This is a genomic window from Polyangium sp. y55x31 (genome assembly GCF_029946505.1).
Classification (GTDB): Bacteria; Myxococcota_A; Polyangia; order Polyangiales; family Polyangiaceae; genus Polyangium.
The window spans coordinates 105,855-123,706 of sequence record NZ_JARZHG010000004.1 but is presented as its reverse complement, the minus strand read 5'-3'; the positions used below and the strand labels follow the sequence as shown (position 1 = coordinate 123,706).

Here is a 17,852-nt window from a genome sequence, read left to right as displayed (position 1 = left end):
AAGTCCACAGGCTGCCAGGGTCGGTGTGACGATGGGGGCGTAGCTCGGCGAGCCGAGCCACGCTTCCAAACTCCCGAGGGGGGTCGGGATCCGGATCACGCGAAACGCGTACGATCTTGGTCCCGCGCGCCCGAACTCTGGCATAATGAGGCAATCATCCGAGGACGGCATGGGCGCCCCGAGCGTGGTCTTTCTCCCGACTGGAACGCTATTTCACGAGCGTTATCGTGTCCTTCGGGGCATCAAGGCGGGCGCGATGGGCGCGGTCCACGAGGCGCGCGACGAGCGCACCCACGGCCTGTGCGCGCTCAAGGTGATGCTGCCCGGCGTGCTCGAGGACGCGGTGCTGCGGGACAGATTCGCCCAGGAGGCGCGGATCACCGGCGAACTCCGCAGCGATCACGTCGTGCGCGTGACCGACGCGGGCATCGATCAACCGACGAGCATGCCGTTCCTCGTGATGGAGCTGCTCCACGGCGAGGAGGTCGGCGCGATGCTGAAGAAGCGCGGCCACATCCCGATCGACGAGGCGCTCGTCTACCTCGGGCAGGTCGCGTTCGCGCTCGACAAGGCCCACGCCGCGGGCATCGTCCACCGTGATCTCAAGCCGGGCAACCTCTTCATCACCGAGCGCGACGACGGCACGCCGTGCGTGAAGATCCTCGATTTCGGCATCGCGAAGATCGTCTCCGAAGGGACGAACTCGAACATGACGCAGGCCGTCGGGACGCCGACGTACATGGCGCCCGAGCAGATCGCCGGCAAGAGCAGCCAGATCGGGCCCGCGACTGACATCCACGCGCTCGGCCACATCACGTACACGATGCTCACGGGCGAGGCGTACTGGCAGGAAGAGGCGCGCGAGCACGGCGTCTACGCGCTCATCCGTCGCGTCGTCGAGGGGCCGGAGGAGATGCCCACGGCGCGCGCGCTCCGCCGCCGCGGCATGGTTTTGCCAGCCTGGTTCGACGGCTGGTTCGCCCGCGCGACGGCGTTGCACCCCGAGGATCGTTTCCAGCGCGCGACGGAGGCGATCGCGGAGCTGCGTGATCAGTACGCGGAGTCGGGGCCGGATTCGTTCCGGATGAACCTGACGATCCCGCTCGTGCGGCGCTCCGAAGGGCCGGAACGGCCGCTCGAAGAGGCGTCGACGACACGCGCGTCGGTGGCCTTGATTCAGGCCTCGACGCCGCCTGCGCCGCCTGTGCGTTCGCGCTGGACGCCGGGGCTCGTGGGGCTTGTTTGCCTCGTGCTCACGGTCGTGAGTGGGCTCGGCGTGCAGGCGCTCGTCGGCGGGGCGCCGCGCTCGGTCGCGCGAGCGGGGTTGCCCGATACCGTGCCGCTTCCGCCGATCGCGGCGGGCGAGGCGCCGCGCACCGAGCTCGCGAATCCCGCGCCGCCGCCGTCGCCGCCCGACGTCGAGGCCGAGGCGATCGACGTCGAGCCTGCCCCGGCGGGCGGGACACCTGCGCCTCTGCAGACGGCGGCCTTGTCCGGAAAAACGGGATCGTCCGGGCAAACGGTACGCCCGGCTTCCACCGGAACGCAGCCTCCCTCCACGAAGAGCACGGGGACGAAGTCGACCCGCAAGCCCTACGAGCCTCCGACCTCGATCGATTAGGAGACGGCTTTGCCCATGATGAGCGGAAAACCCGGCGCGTGGCTCGTTCGTTCGTTCGTCGCGCTCGGGGGGGTCCTCGTCGCGTCGGGCGCGCGCGCGGCAGACCCGGCCGACGAGGCGCGGGCGAATACGCTGTTCCAGGAGGCGCGCGCGGCGTTCATCGCGGAGGATTACGCGACGGCGTGCCCGAAATACGAGGAGGTCGTCAAGCTGCGGCCGGGCCTCGGCGCGCGCATCGGCCTCGGCGATTGTTATCGCAAAATGGGCCGGCTCGCGCGGGCGTGGGAGACGTATCGGGGCATCGTGGACGACGCGGCGCGCATCGCCTCGACGTCGAAGAGTTTTACCGAGAAATCGACGGCGCAAAAGCGCGGCAACGAGGCGAAATCGCGGATGGGCGAGATCGAGCCGCGGCTCGGCTGGATCACGGTCACCGTGCCCGAGGCCGTCCTCGTTTTGCCGAGCCTCGTGGTCACGCTGGACGGGGCCCCGCTCGCGCGGGAGGTCATCGGGACGCGCCTGCCGGCCGAGCGTGGCGAGCACGTGGTCGACGCCAGCGCGCCGGGGAAAAGGTCCTGGGAGAAGAGCCTGGCCATTGCCGAGGGCGCGGAGCTCACGGTCGCGGTGCAGGCGCTCGAGGACGAGGCCGCGCCGAAGCCCGAGCCGAAGCCGTCCCCGGAGACGAAGCAGGAGCCGCCCAAGGGGACGAATGCGGCGACGCCGCCGACGCCGCCGACGACGCAGGGCCCCTCCGGGCCGCGGGAGATACGCGCGTCCGACCGCATTCCGGACACGCCGAAGGAGAGCTTTTTCAGCACCCAGCGCATCGTCGGCCTCGGGCTCGGGATCGCGGGGCTCGGGGCAGGCGCCGTCGGCACGTATTTTGGTCTCCGCGCGATCGAGAAGCGCGACGAGAGCGAGGTGGACGGGCATTGCGCCGGCAACACCTGCAACGAGTTCGGCTACGACGCGCGCAAGGACGCCTATCAATCGGGCAACCTCTCCACGGGTCTTTTCGTCGCGGGCGGCGTCGCGTTCGCCGGCGGCCTCGCCCTCTTCTTGACCGCGCCGAAGCGCACGAAGACGCAGACGACGTCGCTTGTCGTGGGTCCTTCTTCTTTGTTCTGGACGGGGCAATTCTAGCGCCCGAAAGGGAACTCGGTCATGCGGCGTGCATTGGTGCTTGGGCTCGTGCTCATGGGGGTTGGGGCGGGGGCTGTCGGGTGCAATGCAGCCCTCGGGGTCGACGATCCGGTGCTCGTGCAGACGGGGCCCGGCGGGACGGGCAGCGGCGGCCAGGGCGGGGCCGGAGGCCAGGGTGGGACCGGCGGCGCGGAATGCACGGCCGTGGAGACGGCCTGCGATGGGCTCGACGACGATTGCAATGGCACGATCGACGACCTGCCGCTCGCGAGCTGCGGGGACGGCGTCTGCCGCGTGACCGTGGAGGCGTGCGTGGACGGCACGACCGTGCCGTGCGTGCCCGGCTTGCCCTCGCAGGACGAGCTCTGCGACGACGACAACGACGGCATCGACGATAACTGCAATGGCCAGGTCGACGAGGGCTGCCCCTGCAAGGTCGGCGAGACGCAGGCCTGTTATACCGGCTCGGCGGACACGCGGAACATCGGCGCGTGCAAGGACGGCTCGCAGACGTGCATCGCCGAGAACACGTGGGGGCCCTGCGAGGGCGACACGCTCCCCTCGATCGAGACCTGCAACGCGGTCGACGACGATTGCGACAACGTCGTCGACGATGGCTTCCCGGAGATCGTCTGCGGCGAGGGCGCCTGCCAGGTGACCGTGTCCTCCTGCAACCCGGCCGGCGGGGATCCGCCCGAATGCACGCCGAAGGACCCGGTCGAAGAGATCTGCAATGGCCAGGACGACGATTGCAACGGCATCGTCGACAACGGCGACCCGGGCGGCGGCGGCGCGTGCGTGTCGGGGTCACCGGGGCAATGTGCCATGGGGACGTACCATTGTGACGGCGGTGCGCTCAACTGCATCCCCGACGCGAAGCCCACGATGGAGACCTGCAACAACGTCGACGACGATTGCGACAATGCGACGGACGAGGGGGACCCGGGCGGCGGCTTCGACTGCCCGACGGCCCAACTGGGCGAGTGCGCGTTCGGCAAGACGAAATGCTTCATGGGCGCCTTGATTTGCGCCGCCCCGCTGCCGGTGGACGAGATCTGCGACGGCAAGGACAACGACTGCGACGGCGAGATCGACACGCACGGCGTCGACGCCGACAAACCGTGCACGACGGACATGCCTGGCGAGTGCGCGCCGGGCAAGACGCTCTGCGTGATGGGCGAGCTCCAGTGCAAGCCTTCGATGTTGCCCCAGATGGAGTATTGCGACGGCAAGGACAACGACTGCGACGGGATGACGGACGAGGGCAACCCGAACGGCGGCGCGGCTTGCACGCTCTCCTTCAACAAGGGCGTGTGCGCGGCGGGGACCGAGACGTGCGTGGGCGGCATCGTCACCTGCGTGCAGAACGTGCAGCCCTCGGCCGAGATCTGCGACGGCCTCGACAACGATTGCGACGGCGACGTGGACGAGAGCCTCGCCTGCGGCTCCTGCGGCTCGACGACGATCGCCTCGGGGAGCTGCACGAGCTTCGCGATCCCCGCGCAAAACCCGCTCACGACGAATTGCGAGCAGATCTTCCCCCCGACGTCGACGATCCCGGTCTCGATCGCGGAGACGGCCGTCAAGTATTACGTCAATGCCGCCGGGGGCAATGACAACAACGACGGCAAGAGCCCCGCGAAGGCCTGGGCGACGCTTTGCAAGGCCGTGGCGATGGCGCCCGCGGGGGCCACGATCCTCGTCGCGCAGGGCGGCTACGCTTCGACCTCGGTCATCGTGGCCAAGGAGCTCACGATCAAGGGCGGGTTCAGCTCCTCGTTCGCGAACTGGAACCCGGACACGTATCCCACCGCATTTTACGGGCAGCTCACGCTCGACCACAACAAGGCGGTCTGGGGTGGCTTCCGGATGCTCGCGTCGCCCACGACCTCGCTCACGCAGCACAACCTCCGCGCCGGCACGTTCGTGCGCAATTACGTGGAGACGCTCTTCAGCGGCGGCGCCACGACCTCGGCCGCCCTCGGCGCGACGGCCTGCCCGGGGAGCACGTCGACGCTCTTCGGCAATGACGTGTACGCCCGCTCGACCACCTCGACGACGCACGCGGCCATCCAGTTCGGCAATCAGCGCGGCGCGACGATCCTCGATTCGAATCGCGTCTGCGTGGAGGGCAAGAGCAGCGGCGCCACGACGTACGCGATCAATGGATCCGGGCCGAACACGGCCAGCGTGGCCTCCCTGATCGCCCGGAACAACGTGCTCGAGGCGGCGAGCAACAATGCCTACCTCGTCAATTTCCTGGGGAGCAACGGCGGCGTCGATTTCAACCTGATCTTCACGAACAACACGATGTTCGCCCGCACGTACGGCGTCTGGGGCACCGCGGCGTCGAGCGGCAAGATGCGCTGGCGGCTGACGAACAACATCCTGTTCAGCATCACGGGCGGCAGCACGGCGGTGAACCTCGGCGCGGGCGCGGGCGTCTCGCTCGACTCGGCGGAGGGCAACCTCGTCTTCGGGTTCAACAACAACCTCTTCAGCACGCCCGTCCCCTTGGCCTCCTCGGCCAACGACACGACGAACACGCCCACCGTGACGAGCGTCTTCATCAATGCGACGGGCGGTGATCTCCGGCTGAAGACCGGCGGCCAGGGCGACGGTACCGGGAAAAACGTCTACAACCAGGCCACGTACGGCACGGTCACGACGGACATCCTGCAATCGGCGCGGCCCCAGGCGGGTGTCTGGGATCGCGGGGCGTACATGAATTGAGACGAGCGTCGTGCGAGCGAGAGCATTCCGGCGCGAGATCCTCGTCGTCCTCTCGACGCTCCTCCTCGGCGTGAATTGCACCGAGCTCGCGGGCATCGAGGAGGCGCACCTGGCCGATCCGCTTCGATGTGCTGCCCCCTCTGAATGCGAGGCCTTCGTGGTGGAGCCTGCGTGCCGGCAGGTGCTCGGCTGCGTCGAGGGCCTCTGCAAATTCGAGGACGCGCCGGAGGGAACGCGGCTCGACGGACAAACCGTCGGAGACTGCCGCGCGATCGTGTGCGACGGCGCCGGGCGGTCGAAGATCGAGCTCGACTCCGGCGATCCCGCGAATGACGGGAACCCTTGCACGGATGACGCGTGCGAGGGGTTCGTCACGACGCACATCGACCTCGTCTCGGCGCTTTGTTACACCGCGCCTCACGAGACTTTGGGCATTGGCCGGTGCGCAGCGGGCGTGCAGGAATGCCAGGGCGGGCAGCCCGTGGGACCTTGCCTCGGCGAGCGGGTGCCCGTGGTCGAGTCGTGTGAATCTCCCGAGGACGACGATTGTGACGGCGCGACCAACGAATCGGGCGTGGGATGCGTGTGTGTCCCGGGCGAGGTCGTGCCCTGTTATTCGGGGCCCCCCGAGACGCTCGGCGTGGGCCCCTGCCATGCCGGGCAGAAGACGTGCGAGCCTTCGGGGCTCGGGTACGGGCCCTGCGAGGGCGAGCGCGCGCCGAGCAAGGAAGTGTGCGAGCCGGCGGGCATGGACGAGGATTGTAATGGTCTCGAGGACGACGCCTTCGAGTGCCATTGTGGCAATGGCGTGCTCGATCCGGGCGAGATTTGCGATGACGGAAATGGTTTGCCGTTCGACGGCTGCACGAACGCTTGCCAGCTCGCGAAGTGCGGCGACGGCGTCGTGGCGAACGGGGAAATCTGTGACGATGGAAATGAGGTAGACGGGGATGCGTGCCCGTCGACCTGCGTTTCGCCTCCCGTGAAGCGGGTCAGCCTCGGCGCGGTATTCGGATGTGCGCTGCTCGCGGGGCAGGGCGTGAAATGCTGGGGCAGCAATCTCTTCGGCAAGCTCGGGCGCGGCACCGGCTTCCAGGATCATGTCGGCGATCAACCCGGCGAAATGAATACCTTGGGGCCGATCGATCTCGGCACCGACGTCCCGATCGTCGACGTCGCGGCGGGCACGTCCCATGCTTGTGTCCTCTTCGAGGACGGCGCAGTGAAATGTTGGGGCCAGAATTATGGTGGGGCTCTCGGCCTCGGCGACGAAGAGAATCGGGGCGACGAGCCCGGCGAGATGGGCGTGAACCTGCCGCCGGTCGACCTCGGGCCGGGCAGGAGCGTCGCGCGGGTGGCCGTCGGAATGAACGTGACGTGCGTGGTGATCGTCGACGGATCCCTTGAATGCTGGGGCAACAACAATCGAGGTCAGCTCGGCCTCGAGGATACGGACGCCCGCGGCGGCCATGACGAGAAAGAGCTCGCGGACAAGCCGCCCATCGTGAACCTCGGCGTCGGCGTGCAGGTCGTCGACGTGACCCTCGGCATGTACCACGGCTGTGCACTTTTGCGTGATGGCGCAATCAAATGCTGGGGCGAAAACCGGAAGGGCCAGCTCGGGCTCGGCGATACGGTGGATCGAGGGGACAATCCTGGCGAAATGGGCAACCACCTCGGTTTCGTCGATCTCGGTGAGGGTCGACGGGCTGTCGACGTGGAGGCGGGGGACGAACATACATGCGCGCTCCTCGACGACGGTTCGGTGAAATGTTGGGGCTCGAATCAATATGGGCGGCTCGGGCTCGGCATCGAGGACACGTTGCATCAGGGCGACCAGAAGACGGAAATGGGGAATTCCCTCCCGTCCGTGGGGCTCGGGACCGGCGCGAAGGCCGTTGCGCTCGCCGTCGGCGGCGGGCATACCTGTGTGCTCTTGCAGGACGGTCGCGTCAAATGCTGGGGCCGAAACGAATGCGGTCAACTCGGGCTCGGAGACGCGATGCCTCGGGGGGGCGACGGCTCCCCGATGGTTGAGGATTTGCCCGCGGTCGATCTCGGCTCGGGGCTCCGCGCGATTTCGATCTGGGCCGGCGCCATGCACACGTGCGCGCTCCTCGAAAATGGCAGCCTGAAATGCTGGGGCCAGAACTCGGTATCCGGCGTCTTCCCGCAGGCTGGAGCGCTCGGCCTCGGCCACACAGAGCATTGGGGCGACCAGGGAAACGAAATGGGCGACGGCCTGCTCGCGGTGAAGCTTTATTGAGGGCGCGATGCAGCGGAGACGAACCCTCGCGAGCTTGGGGCTTTGCCTCGTCCTCGGCGCATGCAACGCCATCGCCGGCATTTTCGAGGGCAAGCTCGATCCGCGTCCACGCTGCCACGTCACCGAGGATTGTCCCGCCCTCGAAAGAGAGTGCGTGGAGAGCGTGGCGTGCGAGGCCGATCATTGCGTGTACACGTTTGCCGCCGAGGGCACGCCGCTCGCGGCGCAGGTCGAGGGGGATTGCGCGGAGCTCGTGTGCGACGGCGCGGGCCGTGGCACGCGGATCCCGAGCGGCACCGACGTCCCCGACGACGGGAACTGGTGCACGGAGGATCGTTGCCAGGGGACGACCGCGACGCACGTGCGGCTGCAAGGATTCGGGTCTTGTTACGATGGCCCCCACGAAACGGCGGGCCGCGGCGCGTGCGTCGCCGGGTTCGTCGCCTGCGAGGCCGGTGTGGAGGTTTCGGCGTGCACCCTCCAGGTCACGCCGAAACCCGAAAATTGCCTCGATCCCGGGGTGGACGATGATTGCGACGGGCTCGTCGACGAGGAGGGGGAGGGGTGCGTCTGCGGCGACGGCATTCACTCCGTGAAGCTCGAATCGTGCGAGGACGGGAATGCCGACCCGACCGACGGATGCACCGCGCGCTGCGAGATCCCCGCGTGCGGTGACGGAATCGTCCATCCCGGCGAGAGCTGCGACGACGGCAATACGACGGACGGCGACCTTTGCCCTTCGGATTGCCGACTGCCCGTCCTTCGTATCGAGCTCTCCGGGAGGAACCTCTGCGGCATCGGAGTTCTCGCTTGCCGAGGCCATTCCTGCGCCCTCTTGCAGGACGGGTCCGTGCAGTGCTGGGGATACAACGAATCCGGCCAGCTCGGCCAGGGCGACAAGGAGAATCGTGGGGACCAGGGAGACGAAATGGGTCCTTCCCTGGAAGCCGTGAAGCTCGCCCCGGGCCTGCGCGTCGTCGGGCTCGCGCTCGGGAGCATGCACACGTGCGCGCTCCTGCAAGATGGCTCGATCCAGTGCTGGGGAGCCAATGCGAACGGGCAGCTCGGCGTCGGTAATAGCGTGATGTACGGCGACGGCAGCGAGGAAATGGGCGACCATCTGCCGTTCGTTCGTCTCGGGAAAAACCAACGGGCCGTCACGCTCGCCGCCGGCGCGGCCCACACGTGCGCGCTCCTGCAGGATCAATCCATTCGATGCTGGGGGGCGAACGGTATGGGCCAGCTCGGCCTGGGCGACGGAGCGGATCGGGGGACGAGCAAAGAAGCGATGGATGACCTGCTGGCCGTGAACCTGGGCAATGGCCGAAAAGCCCTCGCCTTGGCGGCGGGTGCGTTCCATACGTGCGCGCTCCTCGATGGGGGCTCCGTCAAATGCTGGGGCTCGAACGACGTCGGCCAGCTCGGTCTCGGGAAGGCCGGGGACCGCGGGGACGAGCTCGGCGAGATGGGAGATGAGCTCCCCGCCGTCGATCTCGGGACCGGAAAGAGGGCCGTGGCGATCGCGGCGGGGGCGTCGCATACGTGCGCGCTCCTCGAAGGCGGCTCCGTCAAATGCTGGGGGGAAAACGACACAGGCCAGCTCGGGCTCGGAAAGCAGGGAAATCGCGGCCTCGACGAGGGCGAAATGGGCGATGCGCTCCACCCCGTCGCGCTCGGCGAGAATCGGACGGCCATCATGATCGCCGCCGGCAACCGGCACACGTGTGCGCTCCTCGACGACCATTCCGTCAAGTGCTGGGGTCGCAACGATGCGGGCGAGCTCGGCCTCGGGAACGACAAACCTCGCGGGATCGGGGATGGGGAGATGGGGGATGATTTGCCCGCCGTCAACCTCGGCATCGGAAAGAAGGTCCTGCAACTCTCCGCGGGTCCCCGGCATACCTGCGTCCTGCTCAGCGACGGATCGGTCAAATGCTGGGGGTACAATGCTTCCGGCCAGCTCGGGCTCGGGCACACCGACCCGCGCGGGACCGAAGAGAGCCACATGGGGGACGCCCTGCTCCCGGTGGCGCTTCCTTGATCAAAAGGACCCGGAGAACCCGATTCCTCGCGGCGTGATTCGCACGCCGAGCGCATTCGCACCCTTCGTGTGGATCTCTGGGGAAAGCGCCCAGAGCAGCACCCCGCCCGATAGAAGCGCCGTGCCGGCGACCACGAGCCCCGTCGCCGCGTGTCCCGTCGCGAGCGCCGTTTGACGCAACGCGAGCCCTTCGGCGTCGCATTCGTTTCGCGCGTCGCAGCGCCCCGGCGCATTGCTTTGCTGGTTCAGCATGATCGCGAACCCTCCCGCGACGAGCCCTGACACGAGCGTGGCGCCGCCGATGCCCGCGGCGATCATTCCGGTCGGCCTTTGCCAGGCCACGTCCGGCGGCGCCTGGATCACGATCGGCCCTCCCGAAGGGCGCACGGCTGCCTTGGGATCCCGCGCGAGCCGCTCGATTCTCACTTCGGCCTTCGCGCCGTCGAGCAGCCCATCGATTCGTTTCGTGAACGGCTCGTATCCGGGCGCCGTCGCCACGATCGTGTGCGTCCCGGCGTCCGCGGGCAGGGGCAAACCCCACTGGGCCTCGCCGAGGGGCAGCCCGTCGCGCGTGATCGAGAGGCCCGGGATCTTGCGGACCTCGGGCGCGACCTCGATCGACAGCGTGGCGAGCCGCGGCCGGAGCGCTTCGGCGCGCAGGCCCGCCTCCCGGGCTCGCTCGAATTCGCCGTCCCTCGTGGCGATGTCGTACACGGTCATGAACTGCGCCCAGGCGCTCGCCAGGCGGTTCGTCTTTTCATAACAATCGCCGAGGTCGAGCCTGGCCCCGAGCGCGCGGGGCAAAAGGCGCGTCACTTCTTCGAGCTTCTTGCAAGCGCTCGCGTATCGTCCGGCCTCCATCTCGGCGATGGCCTGATCGAAGAGCGCATGCGCGGCGGTCACGTTCTGCGGATCCACCGCCTGCGCGCTCGCCGGCGAGGACGCGCAAAGGAGCGAGAGGGCGAGGGCAATACGAAGGCGAGCGGGCCGGCGCAACGTGGGGCTCCTAGAACAAGCTGTGCTTGCGGGGGGACACGGAGCTCTGCGGTGTGGGCGCGGAGCTCGGCGCGGGCGCGGGCGGCGAAGCGCCCACGACTGGAGGCGCCGCTTCGACCGTGGGTTTGGCGGGGCGTAACGATCCGCCGGATTTCACCGGCTTCGGCGGCGATGGCGCAGAGGCCAAAACCGCCGCTTGCGCGGAGACGGGCGCGGGCGGGTCTTTCGGAGCGGGCGTCTCGGGCTCACGCGGGGCAGGAGCCACGGGCTCCGTGCCGGGATTCGATTCGGCGGCCGTGGTGGGTGCGGGCGGCGTCGTGTGTTCGTCCCCGCCTCTCGTGAAGAGGAGCAGCGCGGTCATGCCCGCCGCGACGGCGAGGGCCGCTCCAATCACGAATCTGTTGTTTCCGGCGCGTGTCTTCTCCCGTCCATCGTTCGAGCTCGAAAGCGCCGTCTCCTCGCTCTCGGACGTCGCATCGGAGGGCTCGTCCATTCGCGCCGGCACGCTCGACGGAGGCGCGCTGCCGAAGGGCTCGAGCGCCGCGGCGAGCGCGTCCACGCTTTCGAATCGGCCTTCCGGGTCCTTGCCGAGGCAACGCATCACCACGTCGCCGAGCTCTTTCGGCAGCTCGGGCCGCACCTCGCACAGCGGCGTGGGATCGAGGTTCGTCACGCGGTAGACGATCTGGGTGAAGCTCTCGGCGTCGAACGGGGGTTTGCCCGTGAGCAGCTCGTAAAGCACGACGCCGAGCGACCAGATATCGGTGCGTTTGTCGACCTCGCGGGCGTGGGCCATCTGCTCGGGCGACATGTAGAGCGGCGAGCCGAGCATCGTGCCGGTCTTCGTGATGTCGCCGCTGCGCTCGCCGGCGGCTTGCTTCGAGATCCCGAAATCGAGGATCTTGATGCACGGCGTCCCGTTGCGCCGTTTCGTCAAAAAGAGGTTCGCGGGCTTGATGTCGCGGTGAATGATGCCGCGGTCGTGCGCCTCGGCGATGCCTTCGCAGGCCTGGAGCATGTACGATACGGCCTCGGCGGCGGGGAGCGGCCCGTTCTCGGCGAGGTGCGTCTTCAGGTCTTTGCCGGAGAGGTGCTCCATCACCATGTAGAGCGAGCCATCCGCGAGGCGCCCGACATCGTGCACCCGCACGGCGTGCTCGCCTTTCAGCCGCACTGCGGCGCGCGCCTCGCGCAGGAAGCGGCGCCCCGCATCCTCGCTCGAAAGCGCGCCGGGCAGCATGAGCTTGATCGCGAACAGCTCGTCGAGCCCGGTGTGCCGCGCCGCCACCACGAAGCCCATGCCGCCTTGCCCGAGCACGCGCTCGACGCGGTATTTGTCCAGGAGGACGTCGCCAGGGGCGATCAGGATTTGCCGCATGGAAGCTCAGGGGAAGACCGGACGGGCCGGGGGCCGTGAATCATAGCTGGTTTCGGGGCCTCCGGGAACGACGTGTTCGTGCGCTAGGCCTCTTGCGACGCGCCGTGGATCGAGGCTCAATGAGGCATGCACAAGCCGCTCCCCGTCGCGCGCATGGCCCGCCGTGTCGCGCTTCAGAACCTCGCCCTCGCGGTCGCGGCAGCCGTCGTCGCGAGCTGCGACAACATCGATAACTTCGAAGTAGATGTCGGCGCCAAGGCGACGATCCCCGCCGGCACGGTCCTCGACGAGCTGCTCGGCGTCCTCGCGTTCGACGCATTCCAGAGCATCAATCTCACGCAGGAGCTCGACAACCAGGGCGTCACGAAGGACGACGTCGATTCCGTACGCATGATCTCCCTCTCGCTCGTCATCGACGGGCCCGCGGGGGCGAACTTCGATTTCATCGAATCGATCGCATTTTACGCGGAGACCGAGGGACAACCCAAGGTGCTCGTGGCCGAGCTCGATCCCGTGCCGAAGGGCCAGACCTCCCTCGACCTCGTCGTGTCCGGCGCGGAGCTGAAACCCTACGTCGTCGCCCCCTCGATGAAGCTCACGACGACGACGAAAGGCAAGCGCCCGCCGGAGGAGACGCGGGTCTCGGCCGCGGCGGTGCTCGACGTCGACGTCACCGTGCCCGGTTGCTGAGCTTGACGGCGGCGCCGGGCCCGTTTTTCATGGAGTGGTGAGGATCGTCAGGCTCGCTCTTTTCCTTCCCCTCCTCTTCGACGGATGCGCGGAGGCGCCTTCCCCCGCGGCGCCCGCGCGCGTGCCGCGGCCGCGCGCTCCTTGCGCGGAGCGCGTACCCACGCGTGTCCCGCTCTATGGCGATCTTCACGTCCACACGGCATTTTCTTTCGACGCGCGCTCGTACGACACCGTGGTCACGCCGGCCGACGCGTATCGCTTCGCGCGTGGCGAGGCGATCCTCCTGCCGCCGCTCGACGCGTCGGGGAAGGGGACACGCGAGGCCCGGATCGACAGGCCGCTCGATTTCGTGGCCGTCACCGATCACGGCGAGTTCCTCGGCGAAATGTACCATTGCATGACGCCGACGTCGCCGAAGTACGACACGTTCACCTGCCAGACGTATCGCGAGGAGGTCGGGCAGGGCGCCTCCACGTTCGCCGTGCGCCTCTCCCAGGCGAACCCGACGCGCGTGGCCGAGCTCTGCGGCGAGGGCAAGGATTGCGAGGCCGCGGCGCGCGAGCGCTGGCAGGCCATGCAGGACGCGGCCGAGGCGGCCTACGATCGCACGGCGTCTTGCTCCTTCACCACGTTCGTCGGATACGAATACACGAACACGTTCGGGATCTCGAACCTGCACCGGAACGTGATCTTCGTGAACGACATCGTGCCCGATCTCCCCGTCACGTATTTCGAGGCCCCGACGCCGCTCGATCTCTGGACGCTCTTGCGCGACGGATGCAAAAATGCCGAGAATGGCTGCGACGTGCTCGTTTTGCCGCACAACTCGAACCTCTCGAACGGCCGTCTCTTCGATCCCACGTATCCCGGCGGCGCGACGATCGAGGAGGAGGCCTCGCGCGCGGCGCTCCGGGCGGAGATGGAGCCCGTCGCCGAGATCTTTCAGCACAAAGGATCGAGCGAGTGCCGCAACGGCTTCCTCGACGTCGAGGCCGAGGTCGATCCGCTCTGCGACTTCGAGGAGCTCCGGCCGGACGACGACGAGCAATGCGGGGACAAACCCGGCTCGGGCGGCATGCGACTCTGGGGATGCACGCACCGGCACGATTTCCTCCGGTATGTCCTGAAAACCGGGCTCCTCGAAGCCGAGCGGCTCGGGACGAACCCCTTTTCGTTCGGCCTCATCGGCTCGACCGACACGCACAACGGCACGCCGGGCAACACCTCCAGCGTGGGGTTTCCCGGGCACGTCGGGCTCGTCGACGACACGCCTGAAAAACGCCTCGGCGCCGGCACGGAGACGCACGACGGCGTCATCAACAATCCCGGGGGCCTCGCCGGGGTCTGGGCCGAGGAGAATTCGCGCGAGTCGATCTTCGAGTCGATCCGCCGCCGCGAGACCTTCGCCACGAGCGGGCCCCGCATTCCGATCCGCTTCTTCGGCGGCTTCGGCTACGACGCGGGCCTCTGCGGGCGTCCCGAGCGGCTCGAAGAGGCCTACGCGGCCGGCGTCCCCATGGGCGGAATGCTCGGGGCGTCGTCGGGATCGGATCCGACGTTTTTCGTGCAGGCGAGCGCAGACCCCGGCACGGCGAGCTGGCCGGGTCGGCCGCTCGAGCGGCTCCAGATCATCAAAGGCTACGTGCGTGAAGGAAAGGTATACGAGAAGGTGTACGACGTCGCGGGCACGGCTGCCCAGGAGCCGTCCGTGGATACGTCGACCTGCGAGGTCCTGGCCGAGGGCGCAGCGGAGCTTTGCGTCGTCTGGACGGACCCCGATTTCGACCCGAAGGAGCGCGCCTTCTATTATGCCCGCGCCGTCGAGGTGCCGAGCTGCCGCTACAGTACGTACGAATGCAACGAACTCGATCCGGCGTCGGCGCCCGTGGCGTGCGCCGACGCGTCCGTCCCGAAGACGGTGCAGCACCGCGCCTGGAGCTCGCCGATCTGGTACGGGCCGTGAAGGTCGCCCGCCGGCTTTTGGCCTGTCGGTCCTCGGCGGCGGACGCGGGCCCTCGACAACCTCCGCCGCCGCGACTACGAACTTTCCGGAGTCGTGAAGAAAGAGGAGGCCAAAATGGAGCAGAACGAGGGCCCGTGGGGAGCGCGAGGAGCTCATGATGAAACACGCCTTCTCCGGCATTCATGATCTCAACGCCGAGGCCGGCCTTCTCCTCCGCGGCGCCCTCGACGTGCTCGACGAGGCGATCATCGTCGCGGATCAGGCCGGCCGGATCGTCGCGTGGAACAAGACGGCGGCGCGCCTGGTCGGTCTCCCCGTCGACGCCTCGCCCGAGGTATGGAACGAGGCTTTTGGCATTTTCCTGCCGGACGAACGGACGCCTTGCCCCACCGAGTCCGTCCCGCTCTGGCGGGCGCTCCAGGGCGACCGCGTGGACGACGTCGAGCTTTACGTGAAGAACCCACGCACGCCGCAGGGGATTCACGTCCTCGTCTCCGCGCGGCCCATCCTCGGCGAGCAAGGGCGCGTCCGCGGGGGCGTCGTGATTTTTCAGGACGCGACGGTCACGAGGCTCGCGCAGGCCGCCCTCAATCATGCCGAGGCGCGCCTGCGCGCGATCGTCATCAATACGCCGAACATCGCGATCGAGGGGTACGACGCGCAGGGCCGGGTGCTCTACTGGAATCGCGCGGCCGAGCGTCTTTTCGGCTGGTCCGAGGACGAGGTCGTGGGCAAGACGCTCGACGGCATGATGCTGGATACGCCCTCGACGCAGAAGTTCGTGGAGACGCTCGAGGAGATCGCGCGCACGGGGAGACCGAACGGGCCCAATGAATGGTCGTGCCGCCGCAAGGACGGCAGCGAGGTCTGGGTGTATTCGACGATCTTCGCGATCCCGACGATCGCGGGGGCCTGCGAATTCGTCTGCATGGACGTGGACGTGACGCCGCTCAAGCTCGCCGAGGACCGGATCCGCGAGCAGGCGAAGCGTATGGAGGCGCAGGCCATCGACAACGCGAACCTTTTTCAAGAGGCGCTGCAGGCGATCTCGGCGCGCGACGATTTTCTGGCCGTCGCCTCGCACGAGCTCCGCACGCCGCTCACGCCGCTCAAGCTGCAGCTCGAGCGCCTCGTGCGCGACGCGCGCGCGGGTGCCTCGCAGGAGCGCATGGCGCCCGCGCTCGAGGTGGCCCACCGGCAGGCCGGGCGGCTCGCGGCGCTCATCGATCGTTTGCTCGACGTCTCGCGCATCACGGCCGGCAAGCTCGATCTCAGCCTCGACGAGGTCGACCTCTGCGCGCTCGTGCAAGACGTCGTGACGCGCTTCGGGCGCGAGGCCGAGGAGGCCGGCTGTCCCATTTCGTTTCACCATGACAAACCTCTCTGGGGCACGTGGGATCGGCTCCGGCTCGAGCAGGTGGTCACGAATCTCCTCGGCAATGCGATCAAGTACGGCCGCGGCAAGCCGATCGAGCTCGAGCTCGAGGCGGACGACGGCACGGCGCGCCTCACGGTCCGCGACCAGGGCGTCGGCATTGCGCCCGAGGATCAAGGCAAGATCTTCGAGCGATTCGAGCGCGCCGTCTCGAACCAGTCCTTCGGCGGCCTCGGCCTCGGGCTCTGGATCGTGCGGCAGATCGTGGAGACCCATGGCGGGACCGTGCGGGTCGAGAGCACGCCGGGCGTGGGCTCCACGTTCTGCGTGGAGCTGCCGCGGTGGAGGATGCCGCTCGACGAATCACACGGCACGATTTCGATTCCCCCGGGGACGTGATCGCTATTGCCACCGGCGCGCCGGGGAGCGATCCTCGGGCGCATGCAGAAGCTCGCGCTCGCCTCCTTTGCCTCCTTCGCTCTCTTCGCCCTCGCTTGCAGCTCGCCTTCGGGCGGGGGAGGTTCCCAGGGGTCGGGCTCGGGCGGCGCCGGCGGCGGCTCCGCGTCGTCGAGCGGTAGTGCGTCGTCGAGCGGCATGTCGTCTTCCTCGGGGTCCTCGTCGTCGAGCGGCGCGGGGGGCGGCGGGGCCACGGCGGATGTGCATTTCATCGGTCGATTCACGAACGAGGCGGATCCGCGTTTCGCCTGGCCGGGCAGCACGATCGTCGCGCGTTTTTCCGGCACGGGCCTCGACGTGCGCCTCGCGGACGCCGGCAACAACCATTTCGCCGTGGTGATCGACGATGGGCCAGAGGCCGACCTCGCGACGAGCGGCGCGAAGGAGACGTACACGCTCGCGGCGAACCTGCCCGCCGGGGAGCACACGGTCCTGCTCGAAAAACGCACCGAGTCGTTCGTGGGCGTCGTGCAATTCAAGGGCTTCGTGCCGGCGCCCGGCGGCGCGCTCGTCCCCACGCCCGAGCCGTGGAGCCGCAAGATCGAGCTCATCGGCGACTCGATCACCTGCGGTTATGGCAACACCGGCGTGGGCCCGGCGTGCCCGTTCTCGCCCGAGACCGAGGACGAGTATTCGGCGTACGGCGCCATCGCGGCGCGCAAGCTCGGGGCCGCGCACGTGGGGATTTCCTATTCGGGGATCGGCGTGTACCGCGATTACAGCGGCGCGACGGAGAACCAGATGCCCATCCGCTTCGAGCGCACGCTCGCCGATGATCCCACCTCGACCTGGGACTTTTCCTACACCCCGGACGTCGTCGTCGTGAACCTCGGGACGAACGACTTTGCCAAGGGGGACCCCGCGCAGGCGTACGTCGACGCGCTCTCCGGATTTCTGGACAAACTGCGCGGGCATTACCCGAACGCGTACCTGCTCTGCGCCGTCGGCTCCATGCTCTCCGACTCGTACCCGGCCGGCGCGATGCACCTGACGAAGGCGAAGCAGTACATCAACACGGCGATCGAATCCCGCAAGTCGAAGGGCGACACGAACGTGGGGTTCGTGGACCTCGGCGAGCAGAACTCGGCCGCGGACGGGATCGGCTGCGATTACCATCCGAGCGTCGCCACGCACCAGAAGATGGCGGACAAGCTCGCGGCCGCCATTCAAACGGCCAAGGGCTGGTGAGC

General features: G+C 68.1%; 11 protein-coding genes. 9 read left to right on the top strand and 2 right to left on the bottom strand.

Going from position 1 to position 17,852, the window contains the following annotated elements; translation table 11 throughout:
* Positions 1–145 precede the first annotated feature (145 nt).
* The 5 genes from QHF84_RS09460 to QHF84_RS09440 are packed head-to-tail and all read left to right on the top strand — an operon-like array spanning position 146 to position 9,804.
* Complete coding sequence (locus QHF84_RS09460) at positions 146–1,621, top strand: serine/threonine protein kinase (protein ID WP_281312886.1); 1,476 nt, start codon at positions 146–148, stop codon at positions 1,619–1,621.
* 15 nt (positions 1,622–1,636) lie between these two features.
* The gene (locus tag QHF84_RS09455) at positions 1,637–2,764 is read left to right on the top strand and encodes a tetratricopeptide repeat protein (protein ID WP_281312885.1); all 1,128 of its coding nucleotides are present in this window, start codon (positions 1,637–1,639) and stop codon (positions 2,762–2,764) included.
* A 21-nt stretch (positions 2,765–2,785) separates the two neighbouring features.
* Positions 2,786–5,497 carry a MopE-related protein gene (locus QHF84_RS09450; RefSeq protein ID WP_281312884.1) on the top strand — a complete coding sequence of 904 codons (2,712 nt, stop codon included), beginning with the start codon at positions 2,786–2,788 and terminating at the stop codon, positions 5,495–5,497.
* Between the two features lie 10 nt (positions 5,498–5,507).
* A complete protein-coding gene (locus QHF84_RS09445; protein WP_281312883.1) occupies positions 5,508–7,763 on the top strand; it encodes a DUF4215 domain-containing protein in 2,256 nt (751 codons plus the stop codon).
* A 7-nt stretch (positions 7,764–7,770) separates the two neighbouring features.
* The gene (locus QHF84_RS09440) at positions 7,771–9,804 is read left to right on the top strand and encodes a DUF4215 domain-containing protein (protein ID WP_281312882.1); all 2,034 of its coding nucleotides are present in this window, start codon (positions 7,771–7,773) and stop codon (positions 9,802–9,804) included.
* Here QHF84_RS09440 and QHF84_RS09435 read toward each other — a convergent pair whose 3' ends face one another.
* Together QHF84_RS09435 and QHF84_RS09430 are read right to left on the bottom strand one after the other, a co-directional pair.
* Positions 9,805–10,800 carry a hypothetical protein gene (locus QHF84_RS09435; RefSeq protein WP_281312881.1) on the bottom strand — a complete coding sequence of 332 codons (996 nt, stop codon included), beginning with the start codon at positions 10,798–10,800 and terminating at the stop codon, positions 9,805–9,807.
* 10 nt (positions 10,801–10,810) lie between these two features.
* On the bottom strand, positions 10,811–12,178 hold the full coding sequence (locus QHF84_RS09430) for a serine/threonine-protein kinase (RefSeq protein WP_281312880.1): 1,368 nt from the start codon (positions 12,176–12,178) through the stop codon (positions 10,811–10,813).
* Positions 12,179–12,304: 126 nt separating this feature from the next.
* On the opposite strand from QHF84_RS09430, the gene QHF84_RS09425 reads away from it, so the two are divergent.
* The 4 genes from QHF84_RS09425 (at position 12,305) to QHF84_RS09410 (ending at position 17,850) form a co-directional block, all read left to right on the top strand.
* Positions 12,305–12,868, top strand: coding sequence for a hypothetical protein (locus tag QHF84_RS09425; RefSeq protein ID WP_281312879.1), 564 nt, complete (start codon positions 12,305–12,307; stop codon positions 12,866–12,868).
* Positions 12,869–12,905: 37 nt separating this feature from the next.
* Positions 12,906–14,831 (top strand): DUF3604 domain-containing protein, encoded by a 1,926-nt coding sequence (locus tag QHF84_RS09420; protein WP_281312878.1) that lies wholly within the window; start codon positions 12,906–12,908, stop codon positions 14,829–14,831.
* A gap of 154 nt (positions 14,832–14,985) precedes the next feature.
* On the top strand, positions 14,986–16,605 hold the full coding sequence (locus QHF84_RS09415) for an ATP-binding protein (RefSeq protein ID WP_281312877.1): 1,620 nt from the start codon (positions 14,986–14,988) through the stop codon (positions 16,603–16,605).
* A gap of 42 nt (positions 16,606–16,647) precedes the next feature.
* A complete protein-coding gene (locus tag QHF84_RS09410; protein ID WP_281312876.1) occupies positions 16,648–17,850 on the top strand; it encodes an SGNH/GDSL hydrolase family protein in 1,203 nt (400 codons plus the stop codon).
* Positions 17,851–17,852 lie beyond the last annotated feature (2 nt).